This is a genomic window from Idiomarina sp. UBA3162 (assembly GCF_002364475.1).
Taxonomy (GTDB): Bacteria; Pseudomonadota; Gammaproteobacteria; order Enterobacterales; family Alteromonadaceae; genus Idiomarina.
The window spans coordinates 22,560-46,963 of record NZ_DEYI01000003.1 but is presented as its reverse complement, the minus strand read 5'-3'; the positions used below and the strand labels follow the sequence as shown (position 1 = coordinate 46,963).

The window sequence follows — 24,404 nt, the reverse complement described above, 5'->3', positions numbered from 1 at the left end:
CTTCAGTACGAAAGCGATTAAATAAACCCAGCGGGACCGAAATGCGGTTAACAAGTAAAGCTAAGTTGCCAATAAAAAATTCATTTTTTCCAATACCAGCGACTGCTTCTCGAAACTGGTTAAACATTTTTTGCTGCCCGGCTACCGCACGGCTGTCAAAAAATATTTGGCAATACATGAGCGCTTTGGGGGTAGGATGTGTGGTCCAGCGTTCAAAACGTGCCAGCCATTGCTGCTGAGTGCCGCGACATTCAGGGTTCGATGCCATAATATTGCCTGGGCAAAGTGGCACCCCACAATCATGTAACCCCTCACAGACATATTCACCCAAACGTCTGAACCAATCGAGCTGGCTCTCGCTGAGCCCATCGGCTAACAATAAGCCGTTGTCCTGATCAGAGCTCAGAGTTTGATCTTCGCGCCCTTGCGAACCAAAAGCCAGCCAACAATAGCGTGCCGGTGCCGCGCCATTCTCAGCTTCAAATAGTTTAATAAACTGACGAGTCATAGCGTCGGTCAACGAGGCCATTAGTCGTCCTAAAATGGCTGTCTGCTTAACTCGTAAAGCAAAGCTATTCAGGTATTGCGGGATTTTCTGTGCTTCTTCAACAAGCTGCGCCCGCGTTGTCGACTTATAAATTGAACTGATTAAATAGACTGGCTCACTGCGTTGCTGTTTTATTAAATCGGTAGCGGTGATCATGCCGACAGGGCGCAACTGTTCATCGACGACTGGTAAGTGATGGACGTTACTCGCCGTCATAGTCGTCAGCGCATCTAATAAAGAACGATGGGCAAACACAAACTCGGGCAGATGCGTCATAACCGCAGCGACAGTGACATTAAATCCCAGTCCCTTTGCCACGACACGGTTGCGAATATCACGGTCGGTAAGAATGCCGACTAATTGGTCGTTATCGACTACCAGTATCGAAGAGATACCATTCTCAGACATGCACTGCGCTGCATTTTGAATCGTCGTATCACTCGCGAGACTAATCGGCGCTCGCTGAATAACATCTTCCACACGTTGCTCGGTCCAGTCGTAGTTGTCATAGCCGGCCGTCTTTCCTCGTCGTTCGGTCAGTAAGCGCTCACCATGCGCGTTGATAAAATAACGTTCAAAGGCGCGCGATTGGTTGCGTAATTTATCAAACGCGACTTGCGGTAACACGTAAACAATCCCGTCTTCAATACACTGCAGCGTATTGACGATAGCACGGCCACTGAGGAGCGATGGATAACCAAATAGATCGCCCTGCTCGAGTCGCTCGACTAATGTGCCGTCTTTGCCTTTTAGGTCAAACACACCCGAGCGCACGATAAAAAGCGCAGGACTGCAATCACGCATAATCTCATTGCAGTTGTCCGCGTTCATGTAAGTGGACTGCATTTGATTGACTGACCACGTTCGCTGTTGTTCGGTTAAATCATCGAACGGGGGACAGTCTGTTAAAAAGCGTTCGATATCCATAAGTCCGCCTTATAAAAAAAGCTCCGATGCGATGCACCGGAGCTTGCTCTTTCACTCACTGGTTGGGAAATCAGTGATCCTGTGCTTCGCCTGCACCTTTAGGATAGCGGATAGACTCCACCAAATCCTGAATGTCTTTAGGTGCATCACCTGTCATTTTGTGAACAATAAATGCCACCACAAAGTTAAAGATCATACCTAAAGTACCAATGCCCTCTGGCGAAATGCCAAATAACCAATGGTCAGGTGTATTTAACTCTGGAGAGATAAATTTAAAGAACACAATGTAACTGAAGGTGAACACAATACCCACGATCATACCGGCGATAGCACCCGTACTGTTCATGCGCTTGTTAAAGATACCCAAAATGATCGCAGGGAAGAAGCTCGATGCCGCGAGACCGAAGGCAAAGGCGACCACCTGCGCCACGAAGCCGGGCGGATAGACCCCAAAGTAACCGGAAATCAAGATAGCCACCGCTGCAGCGAGACGCGCATACATCAGCTCCTGCTTATCGGTAATGTTAGGCATCAGATTTCGCTTGAGCAAGTCATGGGAGACCGATGTTGAAATAACCAACAGCAGACCCGCCGATGTCGACAGGGCAGCAGCCACACCACCGGCAGCAACCAGTGCCACAACCCACGCCGGTAAGTCACCGATTTCTGGGTTTGCCAAGACCATAATGTCGCGGTCAATCGTCATTTCATTGCGCTCATCACCTGAGTAGAACATACGACCATCGTCGTTTTTATCTTCCCAAGAAATCAGACCGGTTTTTTCCCAGTTCTTAATCCAGCTTGGCGCATTATCATACTCAACGCCTTGCAGATCGGGCCCGTTAACGGTGTTGATCATGTTCATCTTACCGAATGCAGCGATAGTCGGTGCAGTCAGGTAAACAACAGCGATGAATGCCAATGCCCAAAACGCTGAACGACGCGCATCACGTACCTTAGGTACCGTAAAGAAGCGAACAATGACATGCGGTAAGCCTGCTGTACCCACCATCAGGGCAGCGGTAATAAAGAACACATCGACTTTACTACGCACACCTTCGGTGTACTCGGCAAAACCCAGCTGGGTCGAGAGCCCATCCAGCCGCTCGAGCAAGAACTGGCCGGATCCGTCGGCGACGGTACCTCCAAAGCCGGTTTGCGGCAAAATGTGGCCTGTCATTAAGAGTGACAAGAAAACAGCAGGTACGATATAAGCGAACATCAACACGCAGTATTGCGCGACCTGGGTGTAAGTAATTCCCTTCATGCCGCCGAGCACGGTGTAGAAGAACACGATGACCATACCGATGATGACACCGGTCGCAATATCAACTTCGAGGAAGCGCGAGAATACCACGCCAACCCCACGCATTTGACCTGCGATGTAGGTGAACGAAACCAAGATCGCGCACAGCACTGCGATGGTGCGTGCTGTCTGCGAGTAATAGCGGTCACCGATAAAATCAGGCACGGTGAACTTACCGAATTTCCGTAGGTAAGGCGCCAAACACATAGCAAGCAGCACGTAACCACCGGTCCAGCCCATTAGATAAACCGAACCATCATAACCTGCGAAAGCGATAATACCCGCCATTGAGATATAGGTCGCAGCCGACATCCAGTCAGCAGCGGTCGCCATACCGTTAGCAATGGGGTGTACACCACCGCCAGCAACATAAAAATCATTGGTTGAGCCGGCACGAGACCAAATTGCGATACCGATATACAGTGCAAAGGTCAGACCGACAATAATAAATGTGAGCGTTTGAATATCCATAGCGCATCAGTCCTCGTGAACTTCGTATTTATTATCGAGTTTCGCCATTCCCCGCACGTAAAGGAAAATCAGCACGATAAAGGTAATAATGGAGCCCTGCTGCGCAAACCAGAATCCTAGCTTAAAGCCAAAGAACCGGATTTCATTCAGCACATCCACTAAGAGAATTCCAAAGCCATAGGAAACCACAAACCACACGACGAGCAGTTTAAGCATTAAGCTCAGGTTCTCTTTCCAATACGCTTTGGCATCATCTTCGTTTTTAAATGCCATAACGTCCCCTCCTGTTGTAAGAATAATTGTTAACCTTTGTTAGGGTCGTTAACAAATGTAGGTGGAGTTGTATACAGGTGAAATTGGACTTTGGTCGTAGTGGGTTATTTTGCGCTTTATAGTCGCGCAAAATGCGCGACCTACCGCGATGAGATGTATTTTAGGAGGGCTTTGAGGGCGGCGGGTTTGACTGGTTTGGGCATGAAGTGCAGGCCGGCTTGGCGCGCGTTGCGCTTTACGTGGTCGTCGCGCATGGCGGTGACCAGTGCACCGGGTAAGTCACGCTGCCAAATGGTACGGAGCGCGCCCGCCAGTTGAATGCCGTCGTCACCGCCGAGTTGGTAGTCAAGCAACAGGCCGTCTAACGGCTCGTTGGCCTCTGCATAGGCAACAGCATCGGCGTAAGAGCGACAGGTTATCGCACGGCAATTCCACTTCTCTAGCAGTGCGCTCACAGCACTGAGGTTATCCTTATCGTCGTCGACCACGAGCAGGCTCAATTCCGCTGTCGGCGTTTGGTCGGTTTGTTCGGTGCGTTTGGCGACCACTTGTGCATGATGACCTAAGGGTATCGTCACCGAGAAACACGAGCCTTTACCCTCAACCGAGCGGATTTGCGGTTCGCAGCCGAGCTGCTCACTCATCCTTTGCGCAACACTCAAGCCCAAGCCGACGCCATCCACCGTTTGGTTCTGGATTCGATAAAAAGCGTCGAAGATTTTGTTCTGCTGCTGAGCAGCGATGCCCGGTCCCGTATCCCACACTGCGATTTGTAAGTAGTCACCCCGCTTACGTACACCGAGTAATACTTTACCCTTAGGTGTATATTTAATGGCGTTCGACAAAAAGTTCTGCACAATACGGCGCAAATAAGTCGGATCGGTATATACCGGGCGATCGACATAAAACGCGCGGAATTCAAGTTGTCGCTGCTCCGCCAGGACGTGATACTCTTCAATCAGTGGCTTTAAAACACTGCTTAACATCACATGTTTAAACTGTGGCTTAAGCGCTCCTTGGTCCATTTTTGCAATCGAGAGCAGTGTCGATAACAAGTGTTCAGTAGACCCCAACGCCGTATCTAACTTACCCAACAAGCCTTGATTGCGTTCTGATAGCTCATCCTCATTCACCGCCGATAGATACAATCGTGCCGCGTTGAGTGGCTGCAGGATATCGTGGCTGGCGAGTGCTAAAAACCGCGTTTTTGATGCGTTTGCCGCCTCGGCTTCTGCTTTTGCCTTTTTCAGCTCTTTCTCAACTTCACGGCGTCGATCAATCTCGGCGGTGAGCTCTTGGTTGATTTCGCGGATCTCTTGAGTTCGCGTATCCACGCGTTGCTCAAGGTCGATATTGGCATCCTCGAGCGCTTGCTGAGTTTCTACGTGCTCGGTAATATCGGTAAAACTAGTTACGAAGCCACCACTCGGTAACGGGTTACCTACCATTTCAATCACACGGCCATCGGCGCGGCGACGAATAAACCGATGCGGCGAACCCATTTGCATATAGCGTAAGCGTTTACTCACTAACTCTTCGACTTCACCGGGACCACACTCGCCTCGCTCGGCGTTATAACGAATTAATGTGGCTATCGGTTGGCCCGGTCTCACCATACCTTCTGGATAGTCGAATAGGTCGGTATAGCGTTTATTCCACGCGACCAAACGCAACTCCGAATCAACCACGCTGATGCCCTGCGCCAAGTTCTCTAGCGAACTAAACAAAATCGATTGCTGGGTTTGCAGCGCTTGCGTGGTGTCATCAAAAAAGTGAACCACCTCCTCCAGATTGAGCTGCCTATCGCGTAGCGCCGCCTCAACTAAAGAACGCGCCGTCGCAGACCCTAAAACACCCGCAATCGCACGTTCGACGTAATTAATTAAGTTCTGGTCGGCAACGGCTTCAGCACGCAAGGACACCGATTCGTTGGGTGCTTGGTAGTACCGCATCAGTTGTTGCGCGCGCTCCGCCCCTAAAAAAGTCTTCAGCAGCAGCAACATATCCGCGTTAGTCGCTGACTGGTTTTTATGCAGCGGACTATCAGGTAAAGATGCACGTGGTTTTACAAATGCAGTCGCTTGAATGCGATCGACTAATCGTGGACGCGACAGCAACGAGAAGGCGATATAGGCAAAGCTGTTCATCAACAGCGAAATTACCGTGCCACGGGTGATAATCTCAACGTCGGAGAGCAACGCATCGCTGTAGAGTGGTATCAATACACTCACTATCCAGCCTACCGAACCGGCTAACAGCCCCGCATAAACACCGCGTGCATGACCTCGGCGCCAATAAAGTGCACCAATGAGCGTGGGCAACAGCTGTAAAACTAGAGAGAAGGCAAGTAAACCAATACTGACTAAATTAGTGCGTGCCGCCCAAAAGTAATAACAAAGAAACGCCAATGCCATGGTGACGCCGATCGCCACACGACGGAACAGCAGCAAACTACGGTCATACTCGCGGCGCCGCTCACGCAGTGGCAAGCGCGACTCACGCTGCAACAAAATCGGCATGATCACATCGTTGGTAATCATGGTACTCAGTGTCACCGATGCAATAATCACCATCGCAGTGGCCGCAGAGATGCCGCCTATAAAGATAATCAGCGAGAGCCAAAGCTGGTCTTTTAACAGTGGAAGTTGCAACGCAAACGTGGAGCCATCTTGATAGTTGGGCAACAACAAACTGCCCGCCAACGCGATCGGAACAATGGCCAACGCTGTCAGCGCTAAGTAAACAGGAAAGCCCCACCGTGCAGTACCCAAATGTTTGATATCAACATTGTCGACCACAGCAACGTGGAATTGGCGCGGTAAGCAGAGTATCGCGCCAGCGGCCATAAGGGTTTGTACGATAAATTCAAAAGAGCCAAAACTCGCCAGGCTCCAATGTGGATTCACACTCGCCGCAAATGTCTGAGTCCAATCAAAACTCGGCTGTTCGCTCAGTAAATGCCAGGCAAAAATACCCGCGGCTGTGAGCGCAGTGAGCTTTATCATCGACTCAACCGCAATCGCTAACATCATACCGCTGCGGTACTCTGTCACCTCGACATGGCGAGTACCAAATAGCATTGCAAATAGCGCCATCAAGGCAGCTGCGCCAAGCTCTTTTAGAGAAAACTCACTGGTGATCGAATCACTTTCGGTTAGCACCGCGAAGCTCAAGCCAACCGCTTTTAACTGCAGCGCAATGTAAGGCACAATCGCAAGCGCTGCAATGCAGGTCACCACCACGGCTAACCGCCGCTTTTTGCCATAGCGTGACGAGATAAAGTCGGCAATCGAGGTAATATTCTGCTGCTTACTCACCGACACGAGCTTTTTCAGCACTCGGATACCAAAGGTAAACAGCAAAATCGGACCGAGCAGGATAGGAAAGAATGCCCAACCATCAACAGCCGCATTACCCACCGCGCCGTAATAGGTCCAACTGGTGCAATAAATCGCAAGCGACATGGCATAAACAAACGGGCGATGACTCAGTTTGTTCGCCCATGAGTTCGTTTTATCACCCCAACTCGCAATGGCGAAAAGAAACACAACATAAAGTAGTGAGGCCAGTACGAGTATCCAAGTCATGGGTGAATCCTCAGTAATTGCATCGTGATTTTCTTGCGCATCGTGCGCAGTCTACAATTGCAAACGTTCAGCCACTAGGACAGCTTGCGTACGGCTATAAACCCCAAGCTTACGGAAGATGGCGGTGATATGCGCTTTAACAGTCGCTTCAGTGATGTTGAGCTGATACGCAATCTGTTTATTAAGAAGGCCTTCGTGTAGAAAGTGCAGCACGCGATATTGTTGAGGTGTTAATTCTGAAACTTTACGCGCCAGCTCTTGGTCTTCGTTCGAAATACCCTCGAGTCGGTCACGATTATCTTTTGGTACCCAGGTATCGCCATCGAGGATGGTACTAATCGCTTCGGCTATTTGCGCTGAAGGGAGTGATTTGGGGATAAATCCCAGTGCGCCAAAACCGATGCATTTGGCCACGATGGATGCATCTTCAGAACCCGAGATAATGGCGACGGGAAGCATTGGATAATCTTCCCGCACCCGAATAAGACCATACAGGTCGCCACTACCCGGCATGTGTAAGTCCAACAGCAGAAGATCCACGTCATCGTCTTCATTAAGCGCGGCGAGTGTCGAGTCTAAATCCTCGGCTTCACGCAGCGTCAATTCTTCGAAATGATTCGCGAGCGCGCCTTGAAGCGCCTCGCGAAACAGCGGGTGGTCATCTGCTATTAGAAATTTTGCCATGAGCGCTTTAGGTTATTGATTCTTACGATGTTCTATCAAAGAATCTACCACACTTGGATCGGCAAGCGTAGAGGTATCACCTAAATTATCAAACTCATTAGCTGCGATCTTGCGCAAGATACGACGCATGATTTTACCTGACCGTGTTTTAGGTAAACCTTTCGTCCAATGCAAGATATCCGGCGTCGCAATCGGGCTTAACTCTGAACGTACCCAGTTGCGTACCTCTTTGGTCAGTTCATCGGTCACCTCAACACCATCTACGGGCGTAATGTAAACGTAAATGCCCTGCCCTTTGATATCATGAGGGAAGCCGACCACAGCGGCTTCCGCGACCGCACTGTGTGCAACCAACGCGCTCTCAATTTCAGCAGTACCTAAGCGGTGACCTGAAACGTTCAAGACATCATCGACGCGCCCGGTAATCCAGTAATAGCCATCGGCATCGCGTTTGGCACCATCACCGGTAAAGTAGACATTTTTGTAGGTCGAGAAATAGGTCTGCTCAAAGCGTTCGTGATCGCCCCACAGCGTACGCATTTGGCCCGGCCATGAGTCCTCAATGATCAAGCCACCTTCAGCCTCGCCTGCTTGTTTATTGCCTTCGCCGTCGACCAGTGCCGGTTTGACACCAAAGAAAGGTCGTGTCGCTGAGCCAGGTTTTAAATCCGTAGCGCCAGGTAACGGCGTAATCATGATGCCACCGGTCTCGGTCTGCCACCAGGTATCCATAATAGGACACTGACCGTTACCAATACGCTTGTGATACCATTCCCATGCTTCTGGATTAATAGGCTCACCGACGCTACCTAGCACACGCAGCGATTTACGCGTTGAGGTTTTCGCGGCTTCATCGCCTTTTGCCATCAGCGCGCGAATCGCCGTTGGCGCTGTGTAAAGAATCGAAACCTGATGCTTATCGACGATTTCACCAATACGACCTACACCCGGATATGTCGGTACGCCTTCGAACATCAACGAGGTTGCGCCGTTCGCGAAGGGACCATAAACAATGTACGAGTGACCCGTAATCCAGCCCACATCCGCCGCACACCAATAAATATCATCGTCGTGACAATCAAACACGTATTCATGAGTCATCGATGCCCACACCATGTAGCCACCGGTGGTATGCACGACGCCTTTCGGCTTACCCGTCGAGCCCGATGTATAAAGGATGAATAGCGGGTCTTCCGCATCCATGACTTCCGGCTGACATTCTTCGCTGACGTCGGCAATGAGCTCATGCCACCATACATCGCGACCCTCAGTCCAATTCACAGCGCCTTCGGTGACTTGGCTAACGACAACATGCTCCAGAGTCGGACAGGCATCGTCTTCGAGCGCTGCGTCAACGTTCTTCTTAAGGCCAATGGTGCTACCACCGCGACGTCCTTCATCAGCGGTGATAATCACCTTAGCGCCACAGTCGTTGATTCGATCAGCAATGGCATTCGGGGAGAAGCCACCAAAAATGACCGAATGCACCGCACCGATACGCGCACACGCCAACATCGCGTAGGCGGCCTCAGGTACCATCGGCATGTAAATCGCCACACGGTCACCTTTACCAACGCCCAGCTTCTTCAGTCCATTGGCGAAGCGGGAAACTTCTTTATGCATCTCGCGATAAGTAATGTGTTTATCAACACTCGGGTCGTCACCCTCCCAGATGATGGCTGTTTTATCGGCCTTGTCGGCAAGGTGGCGGTCAATACAGTTGTAGCAGGCGTTAAGCGTACCGTCTTGGTACCATTTAATATTGATGTTACCCGGACTAAAAGAGGTATTTTTGACTTTGGTGTATGGAGTAAACCACGTGATTCGTTTACCCTGTTCACGCCAGAAACCCTCTGGGTCATTAATCGACGCTTGATACATTTCCAAATAATCGTCGTTTGTAATTTTCGCTGTGTTTTTTATGTTTTCTGGAACTTTGTACAGTTGCGACATTACCTCTTCCTCCTTTATTCGCAAGATGGTAACTGTTGTACGTACTACACTTTATTAACACTATTAGACCATAGTCTAGATTGCTAAAAACTGACCAATTACCGAGAATTACTGGCGTGAATAATACAATAACGACGGCTTTCACACGGGAGAACACCATGGCAAAAGCACGCTCTACACAATCTATTGCATTATCTGCAGCTATCGCAGCGGCGCTCGGCACCGCATCAATCAGCGCACAAGCAGCAGACACTGACGTATCTTTTGGTGGGTACGTAAAACTCGACTTAATGGTTTCTGACTATACCGATGGTCAAGCACCAGCGAGTGGCAGCATTGCGCGCCAACAATATATTCCAAGCCTGACGCCAGTAGGCGGTAATGGCGATGATATGGTCACTGACTTCAGTGCACGTGAGTCACGTTTTTTCCTCAGCACAAAAACCGAACTCGATAACGGTGAAGTACTGACTGGTCACGTTGAGATGGATTTCCAATTGACCCCTGACGGTGACCAACGCATCTCCAACTCGTATAACCCGCGCTTGCGTCACGCATTCATTAAATACAAAAACTGGACCTTTGGCCAAACTTGGTCAAACTTCCAAGACCTCAACATCTTAGGTGAGTCTGTTGACTTCATCGGTGTCACTGACGGTATCGTCTTTAACCGTCAAGCGCAGATCCGCTACACTTCTGGCGGCTTCAGCATGTCCATCGAGAACCCAGAAACAACAGTCACAGATACCATTGCTAACGGTAACGGACGTATCGTTTCGAGCGATGGCTTTATGCCGGACGTGACCTTTAAATACACCGGCAAGAGCGATAACCTCACTTGGCAGGCATCGACCCTGTTACGTCAGTTAACCTATGACGTCAACGGTGATGGTGACGACGAAACTGAATTTGGTTACGGCGTGAGTTTAGGCGCAAAATACAGCTTTGGCATGGACGATATCCGCGCGTCAATTACCACAGGCTCGGGTTTAGGACGGTACCTTGCACTTAACCAATGGAATGGCGCGGTAATCGATGCCAACGGTGACTTAGAGGCGATCGATTCAACCGGTATCTCATTCGCATACCGCCATTTCTGGACCGACAAAATTCGCTCGAACGTGATTTACTCACGCGGTTGGGCCGATAATCCAGAAACCTTAGTCGGTGGTGGCGCAACCGAATATTCACAACGGTTAGCGTTCAACGTGATGTATAGCGCGGCATCTAACCTAACCTTCGGTGCTGAAATCTCTAAAGCACAACGTGAGACCGAAGCAGGTATTGATGGCGACTTAAACCGCGTTCAGTTCATGGCTAAATACGCGTTCTAAGCAGGTTCTGCCAATAAAAAAAGCCGCACACATTATGTGCGGCTTTTTTGTGTCTGCACGGTGGCCACTTGATGCACATGCCGACAAGCTTTAATGAGCTGCGCACGACACGCATATAAAGTTCTTCTCGCCTCATGCACTGCGCTATCACTCAGCCAATTATCAAACTGTCGTGTTGCGGTTTGAATCAATTGTTGTGCATGCTCAAACTCATCTAAATGAACACAAGCGCCACAGGCAAGCATGACCGCTGTTGCATAGTGCTGTTGAGCGTTGCTCGCAAACCACGACACATCGGATAACTCAAGTGCAGTGGCTTGCGCATCGTTGAGTACTGTATGGGCGTCTCGCCACTGAGCACGTTTTAAATACCCCGAGCCTTGGCGCAATTGTTGATACAGTAATTCTTGCTGTTGGAACACGTTCATAGTTACCCCCTTTCAACGGATAACACCATTTAAATACGAACAGTTCTCATTTGCAAGTTTATTTAACGATGTTTATCAGCGCTTTTGCGATGTCTGTGTTGTTCATGTAACCACGGAATGCGTCGCTATGAGGTCCACGAGCAAATACAGGCACATCGATGCCAGTATGTCCGCTGGTCGTCCAGCCGGTACCTGTGATATCACCGGTAATATAGACCAAGGCATCATGTAATGCGTCTTTACGGTCATCCTCATCTTCATCAGCCGCTGCCATCAGCTCATCAACGTACTCTTCAGTGAGTTCATAATTTACTTTATCAGCAACATAATCCGCCCACTCGTCAGCTTCCATTCCTAGCAAGTCAGACACCATTGAGCTAATCGATGATTCGATGTTCATTACACGGTCAGAGTACCAGGCGTAATCGCCGTCGCGGCCCAATGTTAAACCGCCGGTCGAGTGGTCAGCCGTCATCACCACTAAGGTATTTGGGTGCTTCTCTTGAAACTCACGTACCACTTCAAGAGCGCGATTTAAGCCATCCATCTCATGCACCGCACAGGCAATATCATTTGCATGCCCACACCAATCGATTTCACTGCCTTCAATCATCAGTGCAAACGAACCCTCTTTTGGCTCAAGCAAACGCAGTGCAGCATCGGTCATCTTTGCCAAGGCATTCACGTCACCGTCTATGGCAAATGGCAAGCCTTTAGGGGCAAATGCACCCAGTACCGGCGTCTCGTCAATTTGATCTAAGGAATTCAAGTCCGTGGTAATCGTTAAGCCATAATCAGGCAAGATCTCAAACCAGTTCTTATCTTCGCGCTCAAAGTAACTGCGTCCACCACCTAATAAAACGTCAAACGAAGGCTTGCCGTTGACCACTTGTTCAGCGATCAAATCAGCAATCTCGTTATATTCGTAACGTGAAGGGTGGTGATTAAAGAACGATGCGGGTGTGGCATGGTTAACTTGCGAGGTCGAAACAGCGCCGGTAGCCCAACCATTGTCTTTGGCCATTTCCATAATGGTTTTCAGTGGATGCTTATCATTGTCGACCGCAATCGCACCATTATAGGTTTTCTCACCCGTGGCTAACGCCGTCGCGCCCGCGGCAGAATCAGTGACCCATGTCTTATCTTCAGGATAGGTGGTCGCGGCGCCCGTAAGCATGGCATCAAATTCAATCGGTGCAACCGTGTGTGTCTCAAGATCCGACATCGCATAGCGGTAAGCACTAATATACTCAAAGCCCATACCATCACCGATGATATAGATGATGTTTGGATCGTCATTGTGATCGTTTGCGAAAGCAGACGCCGAACCTGCTGAAAAAGATAACGCCAAAGCGGCGGTTAAAATAGAACGCTTCATACAAAAAATGGCCCCATTAACAAGTAATGGGGCCAATCTTAGCAGAGAAATTATGACAAATGTATGTACCGACTCAAAACACCAGGGAAATCTCTATTTGAGCCTGTACACAGTCCTTGTCACATTATCTCAATACATCTGCCGTCATGCGTTCTTCGACGATTTCAATGTCTGCACCATTAACGCCCTCAATTGCCTTAATGGATTTGCGTAACGACAGCATTTCAGTGCCTTCCGCGGCCTTGAAAAGTACTAAGTCTAAACGTGGATAAACACGCTCGACCGTTAAACCTAGTTGGTTAGCAACGCTGTCTGCATCGTAGGTGTTCATTAATACCGAGATAACACCTGAAACGAATGCTGGCTTGCCTGTAATGCTGTTTGTCATTTCAGTACCAGCAAGTAAAGCATCGTTACGGCCTTTAAGCACTGGATCAGCGCCCTCTGGTAACTTGGTAAAACGATAGGTTTTGTAATCATTACCTACGTTAAATGCTTTAGCAGGCGCTTCCGCTTTTGCACGGTGTGGCAATTTGCCATCATCCTGTGCCATTGCACTGGTCGATGCGACACCCAGAGCGACTGCTGCAATTAAAAATACCTTATTCATAATAATCTCCTAGCGCTCTATTATTGATGACCAAATGCACGGACTGAAACAGCTTCCAGACGCGATGGCGTGCTGTTGTTAGCGAAGGTATCGCCAAACACACCACCGACCGCACGACCATCAGCAATCAAGTCTTCGCCATTAGTATCGACTAAACGAATCGTCCAAGTACCTGCGACATCTTCGCCGTAGAACGCGTTCGCTAAGAAGCGTGTGTCTTCTAAGATGTACTGACTACAAGAGCCGTCTGCGCCCACGTTAAGTGCTTGGCGACCGGTCAATAGTTGTGTAGTCGTGCCCGCTGGGGAAGTCACTTCGACCGCTAAGTCGTTACCTGCAGTCGATAATGCACAACCGGCAAAGTCATCGTTAGCAACGGTCAGTTGGAACTCCAAGCCTTCCAGCGTCATACCGGCTTCCATTTCGAAGCTGTAAGTCGCACCCGCAGGATCATTATCAGGTACGTCAACCGGCGCTTCGGGAGAAACATCAACCCAGTCCGAGGTCAGCAATGGACCCATTGAACCGGCTGTCATTTCTTTAGCCATGGCAACCGCATCGCCCGCGTTGACGCGACCAAAGCCGTATTTGAGGTTAAAGTTATAACCTGCAGCATTCTCAACCCAACCTGCGTCAGCCACAAACTCGCCATCGCCGACTGTCAGCACTGCACCTGGGTCTTCAGCATCAATAACCGTTGCAGTGCTCGCCAAGATATGGCGAATTTCACGTGCGCTCAGGTCAGGATTGGCAGAACCAATTAAAGCAACAACGCCTGAGGCATTTGGCGCAGCAGATGAAGTACCGTTGAAGGTACTGGTGTAATCACAGGCTACGTTATCTGGGTGACCCGGTGCGTTGAACGATTGGACGCCGGCATAGTAACCAGGGACACCGACTTGGCCATCAAGCGAGTCACCGTATGGGAAGCTTGAATAACCTTGTAAACAGGTTGATTGGTCAGTGGTGATCATCGCAGGTTCAATTTCACCGTACTCACCCGCAGGGGCTGATACAAATACGTTAGAACCAGCCGTTGAGTAACTGGTATGGGTACCATCCGCATTAACCGCAGCCACTGAGACGTTGAAGAAACTACCATTGCTTGGATCAAAGTTACCATTGATACAGCTCAAGCCTGCTTCTGTCGCCCCTGTAGCATCACAGATGTCAGAGAAGTAACCGGCACTGCCTGTATCGTTAAACGCGTTACCTGATGATTTTACGTTGACAGCACCTAAACCACCCCGTAAACCAAGCATGGTATAAGTCGCGAACGACTCATCAGTTGCTGACCACGCCAGCGCAAATGGCACAGAAATACCATAGCTGCGGTTGTAAGCGATAATAGGATCGTTTTCGCTGATACCACTACCCGGGATACCATGGCTCAAACCGCGATTTAAAGTGGTTTGTGTGCCCCCTCCACCAAGGAAGTTCACACCAAAAATGTGGGCCTGAGGCGCTACACCACGACCACCCAGGCCGTTGTTCGCAGCCGCTGCAATTAAGCCACCGACAGACGTACCGTGGTCACCCATCACACTTGAGCTAGTCGGGTCGCCCTTATTGGTCGCGCCACTGATTAAGTTTAATGATTTATTGGCTGCGATATTAGCGCGCAAATCAGGGTGATTCAGCTCTAAGCCCGAGTCTACAACACCCACGATCATGCCTTGGCCAAATGCACCTTGCATATGTGCCGCAGCAATGTTCATGTCGTTTCCTGCTTGCGAAACGGTTGGGTCTTGGAACAGCTCATAAGCTTGTTCTTCAGTATAACCGAAGCTGTTAATCAAAAAGTCGAAGAACGCTTGGCTCTGTGCATAGGCCATTTGCCCAGTGTTACGCAAATGCCATTGTTGATTAGCTAGCGGGTCACCTTCTACGCTTTCAATCATCACTTGCGCGGTCGTTGTCGCTTCACCGTCGCTCACAGAGATTTCGATGGTGGCTGGGTCCATCGTGATAGGGAAATAAGTGAAGTGACCGCTACTGTCGATAGAAACCGTTCCGGGGGTTTCAGAATCTTCTGGAACAACAACTCTTGCGCTATACGTAAGACTGTCATTATTCGCATCAGTAGCAGTCACAGAACCGGAAACCGGAGACCACTGCTGGGCAGCGGCAATGTTATCACTGCTAACTTCAGGTGCGTAATTAGTGTCGTCATCACCGCCACAGGCAGAGAGACCGAAAATTACTGCTGCTGACAGGCTGGCCAGCTTAAAAGATTTGGTTGTCATGGGAACCTCATTGTTATGTTTTTACCCAGACACCCAATGCTACATGAAATTGTTAATTTTTAGTAACAGGAAATTCCAACAAAATGTAACAGTTTGTAAACGTCATATTAACATTTATTCGTCAATTGGACACAAGTTTCTTAACCTGCTGATTTAGCAATAAAATATGGATTCAAGAACGATTCCTTCTGATTGTATTTGAGCGGACTACCGTCAACTTCGGTAACAATTCCGCCTGCTGCATTAAGTACTGCATGCGCGGCTCCTGTGTCCCACTCGCTGGTTGGCCCCAAACGCGGATAGACATCGGCTTCGCCTTGCGCCACTAAGCAAATCTTTAACGAACTGCCCATTGGCACTAACTCGTAAGGCTTTCCTTGTTGCTCTAACCAAGCAATCGTTTCTTCAGACGGATGAGAACGTGAGCCGACAACACGTAAGGTTTCGGGTTCTTCCTGAGCAACCGAGATCGCTTCACCATTCAACTCAGCCCCACAGTCACGTTCACCGTAATACATATCATCTTTCGCCGGCGCGTAGACGACACCAATGATAGGCTCGCCATGCTCGATCAATGCAATGTTAACGGTGAACTCGCCATTACGCTTAATAAATTCTTTCGTACCATCTAACGGATCAACTAACCAATAGCGATGCCAGTTCTTACGTTGTGTCCACGAAATTTCGCAGCTTTCTTCGGAGATAATAGGGTACGTATGTTCGAGGTCATTTAAGCCGTTAACAATTACCTTATGAGCCGCCAAATCAGCCTTTGTGAGTGGGCTATCGTCGCTCTTCGCCTCAACACCAAAATCGTCGTTTTGGTAAATATCCATGATTGCAGCACCTGCATCACGCGCGATAGTTAGTAAATCTTTCTTGAACATAACAACCCTTGTTAGTTATTAATGGGGTATAAAACCGTTAGCGATAAGATAATCAACCACTTGCTGTGCAGCGGCCTCAATGACAACATCAGCGGTTTTTAGGTGGACTTCGGGCGATTCAGGCGCCTCATAAGGCGACGAGATCCCCGTAAAGTGAGGGATTTCCCCTTTCCGGGCTTTCTTATACAAACCTTTGGGATCACGTTGCTCGCAAACCTCCAACGGTGTATCAACATACACCTCAATAAACCGATCACCGGCTAGCTCACGTGCCTGCTCGCGGTCGCTTACAAACGGTGAAATAAACGCCGTGCTGACGAGAAGCCCGGCGTCGGCAAATAGATTAGCCACCTCGGTAATACGGCGAATATTCTCGACGCGCGAGTTGTCATCAAAACCCAAGTCTTTATTAAGACCGTGACGGACATTATCACCATCCAATAAATAAGTGTGGCAGCCACGCTCAAATAACATGCGATCAACGGCATTGGCGATGGTCGACTTACCCGAACCACTTAATCCAGTAAACCATAAAATAGCGGGCTGGTGCCCTTTTTGCTCGCAACGCTCTTGGTGCGAAACGGCCGCTTGGTGCCAAACTATATTAGTGTCCATTGCGTGCCTTCTTAATAATATCGTTAGTTGAAGCATCGAACTGAGGCGCATCATTGGAATTCAATGCCGCCAAGATGTCAATGGCGCACTTCTTACCCTTTTCTACACCCGGTTGATCAAACGAGTTGAGCTGCCAATAAACACCTTGAGTAAATACTTTATGCTCGTAAGCGGCAATCAAAGCGCCGAAGGTTTCAGGTGTCAGTTGTTGCATCATTAGCAAATTTGAAGGGTGACCGCCCGGATAATGATCGCGTGGCGAATCGCTATTTTTATCGCCGAATTTCATTAACTGACGATGCGCCAAGCAGTTAGCCACCGAAAGTTGCTGCTGCTCTGCCAACTGGGCCGCCACCTCGTTAGAGAACCCCGGCGCTTGCCGCTCCAGTACCAAAACAAAATCCGCAGTAAACTGATCAAACCCCTGATGCAAGTGTTGGAAAAACGCGTGCTGCCCATTGGGTCCAAAACCACCCCAAATAATCGGTCCGGTCGGGTAGTCAATGGCTCTGTTGTCTGCTGTCGACTGCTTACCGTTACTCTCCATATCAAGCTGCTGGAGATAGTTCGGCAGCATCCGCAAACGACCATCATAGGGCAATATCGCCAAGTTATTGATACCCAGCTGTTCACGGTTGTAGATGCCGTAGAGCGCCATCAATACCGGAATATTCTCATGGGTCGGTGCTTCAGCAAAATGCTGATCCATTGCCCGAGCACCCGCCAACATACGCTCAAACGTATGGAGACCGCAGCTCAAGGCGATGCTCAAACCAATCGGCGACCACAACGAGAACCGGCCGCCCACGCCCTCATCAAAAGGCAGCTGGTGCGTCAACGGTATACCGTAATCCAGCATCTTCTGCTGATTAGAGGATACACCAATCACATGATGTTCAAGCCACGCTTGCTCGGTAAAATGCTGCTTGACCCACGCACGCACCGTATCAATATTGGCAAAAGTATCGATAGTGCCAAAGCTTTTCGAAGCAACGATAAATACCGTGGTTTCTGGGTCAATAATAGGCAATACCGCATAAAGCTGACCGCCGTCCATCGACGACACAAAATGCACATCAAGCGCATGCTCACCCTCGATATGACCATCATCGAACTCTTTAAGTGCAAACGAACCCATATTAGGGCCTAAGTCCGAACCACCGACACCCACATTGACCACGGCGGTAATACGCTTACCGGTGGCACCACGCCATTCACCACCGCGCAGCTGATGTACCATATGGTTAAACTTTTCACGGCCAGCAGCGCGCTCACCCTCGGCATTCTCCGCACGCTCTAAACAATGGACAACCTGACGCTGCTCACTTTGATTAATATAGTTGCCCTGCATCAATTGCTCACGCAACGAGTTAAAGTTCTCTGGTAAGTTAACCTGCTCGATAACGGCGCTGACACGCTCTTGCTGAAACGCCACATCGAGTGTCAAACCGGCTCCATTAATTTGCGTCATGGTTGTTTCCTTCTTGTTCCTGCTGTTGCCCTTCCATAGGTGTGCGATAACCATTCGGAAAACCTTTCTGCCAGCGCCACGTATCACGCATCATGTCTTCCAGCGTACACTGTGTGCGCCAGTTGAGCTCTTTCTCAGCTTTGCTTGCATCGGCCCAAAATGCAGCCAGATCACCAGCACGACGTGACGCAAAATGATACGGAATACTCACGCCGTTAACTCGCTCAAAAGTCGACACCATAGAAAGTACCGAGGTGCCCTCCCCCGTACCCAGGTTATAAATATGCACGCCGGGCTTACTCGCGTTAATCAACGCCTTACTGTGTCCCTCGGCTAAATCGACAACGTGCAGATAGTCTCGCTCACACGTACCGTCTTCGGTGTCGTAGTCATTGCCAAAAATCGATAGCTGTTCGCGGCGTCCTACCGCAACCTGAGCAATAAATGGCATTAAATTATTCGGCTTACCTTGTGGGTCTTCCCCAATGAGGCCAGAAGGATGCGCACCAATCGGATTAAAATAGCGTAGCAGGGAAACCGACCAATCGGAATGTGCATGCTGAATATCCTCGAGCATTTTCTCAACCATGGCTTTGCTGGTGCCATAGGGATTCGACGTGCGACCACGTGGCATTGATTCTTGATAAGGCACAGGCGCATCTTCGCCGTAAACCGTTGCAGAGGACGAGAACACAATACTGGTGACACCAGCGGCTTGCATCGCCTCGACCAAGCTCAAACTTCCGTAAACATTCGCCGAGTAATACGCAGTCGGTTGATCTACACTCTCACCCACGGCTTTTAAGCCCGCGAAATGAATCACCGATTCAATCGCGTGAGTGTTTAATATCTCGGTAACCTGAGCGGTGTCACGCACATCGGTAGTATAAAATGGAATCGTTTTGCCGGTAATGTGCTCAACACGCTTGATACTCTCTGCGCTACTATTCACTAGGTTATCCAGCGCAACCACCTGGTGACCGGCTTCAATCAGCGCCACCAACGTATGAGATCCAATGTAGCCCGCTGCGCCTGTTACTAATACATTCATGTCGTTACTCTTAATTAATTCTTTTAGTCCAAGCCGAATAAATCACGGCTATAGACTTTATCTAGGCAATCTTCCAGCACCGGCTCGCGGCGATTCGAAACAATCAAATCGCAATCGGCTTTAAACCGTTCAAAATCCTTTTCAACTCGCGCGCTCAAGAATTTGTCACCGTTAAACGCTGGCTCAAAGATAGTGACGTGCGCGCCCTTAGCAAGCAAGCGTTCAATCACACCTTGGATGGCAGAAGCACGAAAATTATCAGACCCTGATTTCATCACCAAACGGTAAATACCGATATGCTGCGGATTGCGTGCGAGAATATCATCAGCGATAAAGTTCTTGCGCGTATCATTAGCTTCGACTATCGCCTTGATCATGGTTTGCGGCACGTCATCATAGTTAGCCAATAATTGCTTAGTATCTTTCGGGAGGCAGTAACCACCATAACCAAAGGACGGATTGTTATAGTGGTTGCCGATACGCGGATCCAAAGAAATACCATCAACGATTTGACGTGTATTGAGCCCGTGCTTTGCCGCATACGTATCCAGCTCATTAAAGTAAGCTACACGCATCGCCAAATAAGTATTGGCAAATAGCTTTATCGCCTCAGCTTCGGTGGAGTCGGTTAACAGACAAGGTACATCATCAACCACTGCCGCATCTTTCATTAAATTGGCGAACAGTTCACCGTTTTGACCCCGATCACCCACCACAATACGCGACGGATACAAGTTATCGTGTAAGGCTTGGCCTTCACGCAAAAACTCCGGTGAAAAGATAATCTGATTATCGCCAAGTTCCTCGCAAAGCGCTTTGGTAAAGCCGACCGGAATAGTCGATTTAATAACAATCAGTGCGTCGCGATTCACACTGCGCACTTGTGAGACGGCTTGTTCGACCGTTTGCGTATTAAAATAGTTGGTCTCAGGGTCGTAATCAGTTGGCGTGGCGATAATCACCAGCTCTGCGCCAGCGTACCCTTTTTTTATATCGGTTGTCGCCGTTAAGTCCAGTTCATGCTGCGAACGGAAGTTATCGATATCGCGATCTTTAATCGGTGAGCGCCCTTGATTAATGGCGTCTACCTTGGTTTGGACAATATCGACAGCGGTGACTTGATGATGTTTAGCTAACAATACCGCATTTGAAAAACCCACATAGCCTGTCCCGGCAACCGCTATCTTCATCAAAACCCTCTGTCCCTATTGTGATTCTATTTCTTTAGTCATTCGATCTTTTAAAAACTTGGTCAGGTAGACAAAGCCGCACCCAATTAAGGCAAACACCATCAGTCTGGTGAGCTCTGAAACAGCCAATAGTTGCATGAAAATACCGATACCTGCAATCAACACACCTATTACAAGTAATGATATGAGTGTAGTTCGTTTAGAGTAACCCGCCTTTTCATACAGATGATGGATATGCTGACGGTCTGCTCTAAACGGATTACGTTTTTGTTTTAAGCGTCGCGCAACCACCGTTTGTAAATCCCAAAAAGGCACTGCGACAAAAAACAATGCAGTAATCGGCTCCATCACTTGCGGCAAGGGCCCTGAAGGCTGTGAGCCCATAATAAACAACCAAGAAACAGTAAAACCGAGCAACATCGAGCCGGCATCACCCATAAAGACCTTGCAGGTATGGCCTTCAGGCTTCATGTTGGCATACAGATAAGGAATTAAAGCGGCAAATATCAACGCGCTGACAAAAAATAACGTACTATTACCGACGAATAAGCACAACGCCGCAAACGCGGCTACTGCAACCAGCACCAGCGAACCGAGCAGGCCATCAATACCGTCCACCATATTAAACGCATTCATGACCCCCACCACGGCAAACACCGTAAAGCCGCCTGCCAATGGCCCTAACAGTATCTCGCCATTACCTAAGAGATTACCCAGCGAGTCAATGCGTGCATCACCGGATATCACAATCAGTGTGGCGGCAAGCACCTGTCCCAGCAGGCGCATGCGTATGCTGATATCATAGCGATCGTCGACAATCCCCACTGCGACCACCAAACTCGCCGCCAAAATAAAGAAGCGGAAGGTCGCATGCTCCGGAGCCCAAACGCCAAAAGCGAACAACAGCCCCAAAAAGATCGCAAGACCGCCGACAAGGGGCGTTTTATCGGTATGAAGTTTTCGCTCATTCGGGTGGTCAACGAGTCCCCAAATGCGTGCGCGATGTCTAAAATGCTTAATGGCGAGTGCCGTTACAATAAAACAAACTGGCAACGAGAGCCAATGCTCAATGATCATTCAAAATCCTTGCTAAAACTGCTCGTTGTGTAACTTAATCGGCGCAACCCGTATGATTATTAGTTTTCGTTGTTGTTAAGTTGCTTAGCCGTGTTTCAAACACAGCGTTACACAATGGAATTATTACTCAATTATAGCGGATATTCCATTAAAGTCGCTGCAATCAAGTTGTAAAATTTGTTATTGCTTAATAGCTCCACAGTTAAGTAGCCGCTTTGTGCTATAAGCCTTGTCTATATTGGCGTAGCATATCACTATGCAATAGCTATAACTATCATTCAATAACCTTTAATTATGATCATTATACTATACTCGCTATTTAGAAACGCTTAAACCGTAAAAGTACCCGTTTTAGTTTTGTTCGCCACAGCGTAAGTGCACTCGCTTCGCTCGCCCAGGCACGCTCCTCAGCAATCTCATCAAGCGCTTGCTCTACTTCACACAATGCGCCACTTTTACGACTCAAGTAACGCGGATAACGAATTAACGTCGCAGCAACGAGTTCGGCTAAGGATCGCTTCCGGTTGCGTCGTGCATTGGGGTCGATGTCGGTGGTGAGTCCCCAGCCCGAGTAAAACGGCTGGCCATAACAGGTGACGGGGATCCCCCGTAGCAGCGCCTCAAAACCGGTTAACGAGGTCATTGTATGTACTTCATCGATCTTACCTAACAGCGTCGCCATGTTATCGTTCAATATTACTGCATCGCAGAGTGCATAAAGACGCTGTTGTGCTTGGTCAGCTTTACGCAATCCGGCGACGACATCAGGATGTGGCTTATAAACCAAATAAGCTTCAGGATTGCGTTCTCTCACCGCCTCAAGTAGCTCAATATTCGCTTTTAAATGCGGTGACCCGAACTGTATCGATGCGTCCGACTCAACTTGCCCTGGCACCAAAATGATGTGTTCGACCCCGTCAGGTCGCTGCCACGTATCATTGCCGATGTTGTACTTACTGACTTGCTCGTTGACCAAGCGTTGCTGGACTGTCAGCGCCCGCGCTAGCTCGTGTTCGCTAAATTTCTCGTGTTCAAGAATCTGCTCTAAACGAGAAGGCCGAGCAGCATCGTAATACATACCTAAATCATCAATCACCCAAGATTTAGGTGCCGTTAAATCAGCGCCCAATCCCACCGAGCGAATAAAACCATCTTCCACGGAAATACGTGGGGTATGGTCTTTTCGACCCCACCCCACATAAAGCGTATCCTTCGGCGGCGCAACATGGCGCGGCAAAAAAACGAGTTCGGTGCCATCTAAATACTGTTCAATAAATGGCTTTTTCCAGCGAGGAAAACGCTCCGCGGTAAGCTGTGGAGGAAAGGCTGAACGATACTCGCGTTGTTTAGCAATCCAATCAATCAGCGACTCTATTTCACAGAGCTGTTGACGTTCAGGGTGCCAATAACGGGCATAGCGGATCAGTGCCGCATGGACCAGTTGCACCAGTGAGACAGCACAACGTGAGTCAGGCGAATTAAGATAATCGTGAGTGAGTCCCCAGCCTGCATAAAACGGCATACCGTAGGTGTAAACAGGCTTACCCCATAACAACCCTTCAAAGCCCATCTGGGAGGTGACACAAAATACTGCCTCGGCAGACGCTAATAAATCCGGCGGATGAATCGATCGTCCCTCGAGTACGACTTGAGAATCATCTTTTAGGCTATCCGGATCAAAGTGCCCTTGCTTCGCGCCCGAAATCACATCCGGGTGGGTCTTGATAACCACCTTATGGTTTGGATAGCGCGCTTTCGCATCTTGCAACATCACCTTAAAGCGCTCAGGGTCAGCGGCGCCCCGTGTTATCGATGCATCACCAAAGGTTTGGTCTACCACCAACACATAAGGTGCTGAATAATCAATCTCTAAAGGTCGACAATGGTTATACTTAGATACTCGTGCGTAGCGCCATTGTATGATAAGCGCCTCAGCACGCGCTGTTTGTTGATCATTTAACGATTCAGGAATCAGCTTAAATAAGTCCGATGGCGACGTAGGATCATAGTACATTCCTCCGCGATCGAGCACGATACCCAGTGGGGACGACTCAAAGCCCAGTTTAACAGAACGTAAGAACGCGTCTTCTAGGCGCACAACAGGCAGCTTCATTTGCTGTGCCAGCCGCTCCGCCTTAACTGAAGAGGCTTTATAGCCCCACGCTAATACGCCTTCTGCGTGTTTTTTTGTAAAGTGAGGTCGTCTCGGTGATTGGTACACAACACGCGCGTTAAGCATGTCGGCTAAGTGCGGCGTATTTTTGAGCACGCGGGAACTTGTGTAATATTTAACCGAAGATTGAGGAGATTCCAAACTTTACTTCCCTTTTGTTAACGAGATCATCAAAATACCAGATTCAATCATGCTT

18 protein-coding genes are annotated in these 24,404 nt (G+C 49.1%); 1 reads left to right on the top strand and 17 read right to left on the bottom strand.

Annotation, left to right across the window (positions count from 1 at the left end):
- From B2X00_RS00205 to acs, 6 genes are all read right to left on the bottom strand, one after another.
- Positions 1-1,474, bottom strand: a 1,474-nt coding sequence (locus tag B2X00_RS00205; RefSeq protein ID WP_290485626.1) for a DUF294 nucleotidyltransferase-like domain-containing protein, incomplete at its 3' end; no start/stop codon positions are given.
- A gap of 70 nt (positions 1,475-1,544) precedes the next feature.
- The gene (locus B2X00_RS00200) at positions 1,545-3,251 is read right to left on the bottom strand and encodes a sodium:solute symporter family protein (protein WP_071463248.1); all 1,707 of its coding nucleotides are present in this window, start codon (positions 3,249-3,251) and stop codon (positions 1,545-1,547) included.
- A 6-nt stretch (positions 3,252-3,257) separates the two neighbouring features.
- The gene (locus B2X00_RS00195; protein ID WP_006954159.1) at positions 3,258-3,524 is read right to left on the bottom strand and encodes a DUF4212 domain-containing protein; all 267 of its coding nucleotides are present in this window, start codon (positions 3,522-3,524) and stop codon (positions 3,258-3,260) included.
- A gap of 140 nt (positions 3,525-3,664) precedes the next feature.
- On the bottom strand, positions 3,665-7,111 hold the full coding sequence (locus B2X00_RS00190; RefSeq protein WP_290485625.1) for a PAS domain-containing hybrid sensor histidine kinase/response regulator: 3,447 nt from the start codon (positions 7,109-7,111) through the stop codon (positions 3,665-3,667).
- A gap of 51 nt (positions 7,112-7,162) precedes the next feature.
- Positions 7,163-7,795, bottom strand: coding sequence for a response regulator transcription factor (locus tag B2X00_RS00185; RefSeq protein WP_290485624.1), 633 nt, complete (start codon positions 7,793-7,795; stop codon positions 7,163-7,165).
- A 12-nt stretch (positions 7,796-7,807) separates the two neighbouring features.
- Complete coding sequence (gene acs / locus B2X00_RS00180; RefSeq protein ID WP_290485623.1) at positions 7,808-9,748, bottom strand: acetate--CoA ligase; 1,941 nt, start codon at positions 9,746-9,748, stop codon at positions 7,808-7,810.
- A gap of 158 nt (positions 9,749-9,906) precedes the next feature.
- Between acs and B2X00_RS00175 the strand changes: the two genes are divergently transcribed.
- Positions 9,907-11,082: a DcaP family trimeric outer membrane transporter gene (locus tag B2X00_RS00175; RefSeq protein ID WP_071463245.1), complete on the top strand. Its 1,176-nt coding sequence runs from the start codon at positions 9,907-9,909 to the stop codon at positions 11,080-11,082.
- 32 nt (positions 11,083-11,114) lie between these two features.
- Here the strand turns inward: B2X00_RS00175 and B2X00_RS00170 are convergent, their stop codons facing one another.
- The 11 genes from B2X00_RS00170 to B2X00_RS00120 form a co-directional block, all read right to left on the bottom strand.
- Positions 11,115-11,510: a hypothetical protein gene (locus tag B2X00_RS00170; protein ID WP_290485622.1), complete on the bottom strand. Its 396-nt coding sequence runs from the start codon at positions 11,508-11,510 to the stop codon at positions 11,115-11,117.
- Between the two features lie 58 nt (positions 11,511-11,568).
- Complete coding sequence (locus B2X00_RS00165) at positions 11,569-12,888, bottom strand: alkaline phosphatase (protein WP_290485621.1); 1,320 nt, start codon at positions 12,886-12,888, stop codon at positions 11,569-11,571.
- Positions 12,889-13,012: 124 nt separating this feature from the next.
- Positions 13,013-13,498, bottom strand: coding sequence for a hypothetical protein (locus tag B2X00_RS00160; protein ID WP_290485620.1), 486 nt, complete (start codon positions 13,496-13,498; stop codon positions 13,013-13,015).
- A gap of 20 nt (positions 13,499-13,518) precedes the next feature.
- A complete protein-coding gene (locus B2X00_RS00155) occupies positions 13,519-15,744 on the bottom strand; it encodes a S8 family serine peptidase (RefSeq protein ID WP_290485619.1) in 2,226 nt (741 codons plus the stop codon).
- 140 nt (positions 15,745-15,884) lie between these two features.
- Positions 15,885-16,631 carry a 3'(2'),5'-bisphosphate nucleotidase CysQ gene (gene cysQ, locus B2X00_RS00150; protein ID WP_290485618.1) on the bottom strand — a complete coding sequence of 249 codons (747 nt, stop codon included), beginning with the start codon at positions 16,629-16,631 and terminating at the stop codon, positions 15,885-15,887.
- Between the two features lie 18 nt (positions 16,632-16,649).
- A complete protein-coding gene (gene cysC, locus B2X00_RS00145; RefSeq protein ID WP_290485617.1) occupies positions 16,650-17,246 on the bottom strand; it encodes an adenylyl-sulfate kinase in 597 nt (198 codons plus the stop codon).
- Positions 17,236-18,717 carry a glucose-6-phosphate isomerase gene (gene pgi / locus B2X00_RS00140; protein ID WP_290485616.1) on the bottom strand — a complete coding sequence of 494 codons (1,482 nt, stop codon included), beginning with the start codon at positions 18,715-18,717 and terminating at the stop codon, positions 17,236-17,238. Before pgi ends, cysC begins: the two co-directional genes overlap by 11 nt.
- Positions 18,704-19,768 (bottom strand): UDP-glucose 4-epimerase GalE, encoded by a 1,065-nt coding sequence (gene galE / locus B2X00_RS00135; protein ID WP_290485615.1) that lies wholly within the window; start codon positions 19,766-19,768, stop codon positions 18,704-18,706. The genes pgi and galE overlap by 14 nt, the downstream gene beginning before the upstream one ends.
- Before the next feature lie 23 nt (positions 19,769-19,791).
- The gene (locus tag B2X00_RS00130) at positions 19,792-20,958 is read right to left on the bottom strand and encodes a nucleotide sugar dehydrogenase (RefSeq protein WP_290485614.1); all 1,167 of its coding nucleotides are present in this window, start codon (positions 20,956-20,958) and stop codon (positions 19,792-19,794) included.
- Between the two features lie 15 nt (positions 20,959-20,973).
- The gene (locus B2X00_RS00125; RefSeq protein ID WP_290485613.1) at positions 20,974-22,035 is read right to left on the bottom strand and encodes an undecaprenyl-phosphate alpha-N-acetylglucosaminyl 1-phosphate transferase; all 1,062 of its coding nucleotides are present in this window, start codon (positions 22,033-22,035) and stop codon (positions 20,974-20,976) included.
- 319 nt (positions 22,036-22,354) lie between these two features.
- Entirely contained in the window at positions 22,355-24,304 is a 1,950-nt protein-coding gene (locus B2X00_RS00120) for a capsular polysaccharide biosynthesis protein (protein WP_290485612.1), read from the bottom strand.
- Between the last annotated feature and the right edge of the window lie 100 nt (positions 24,305-24,404).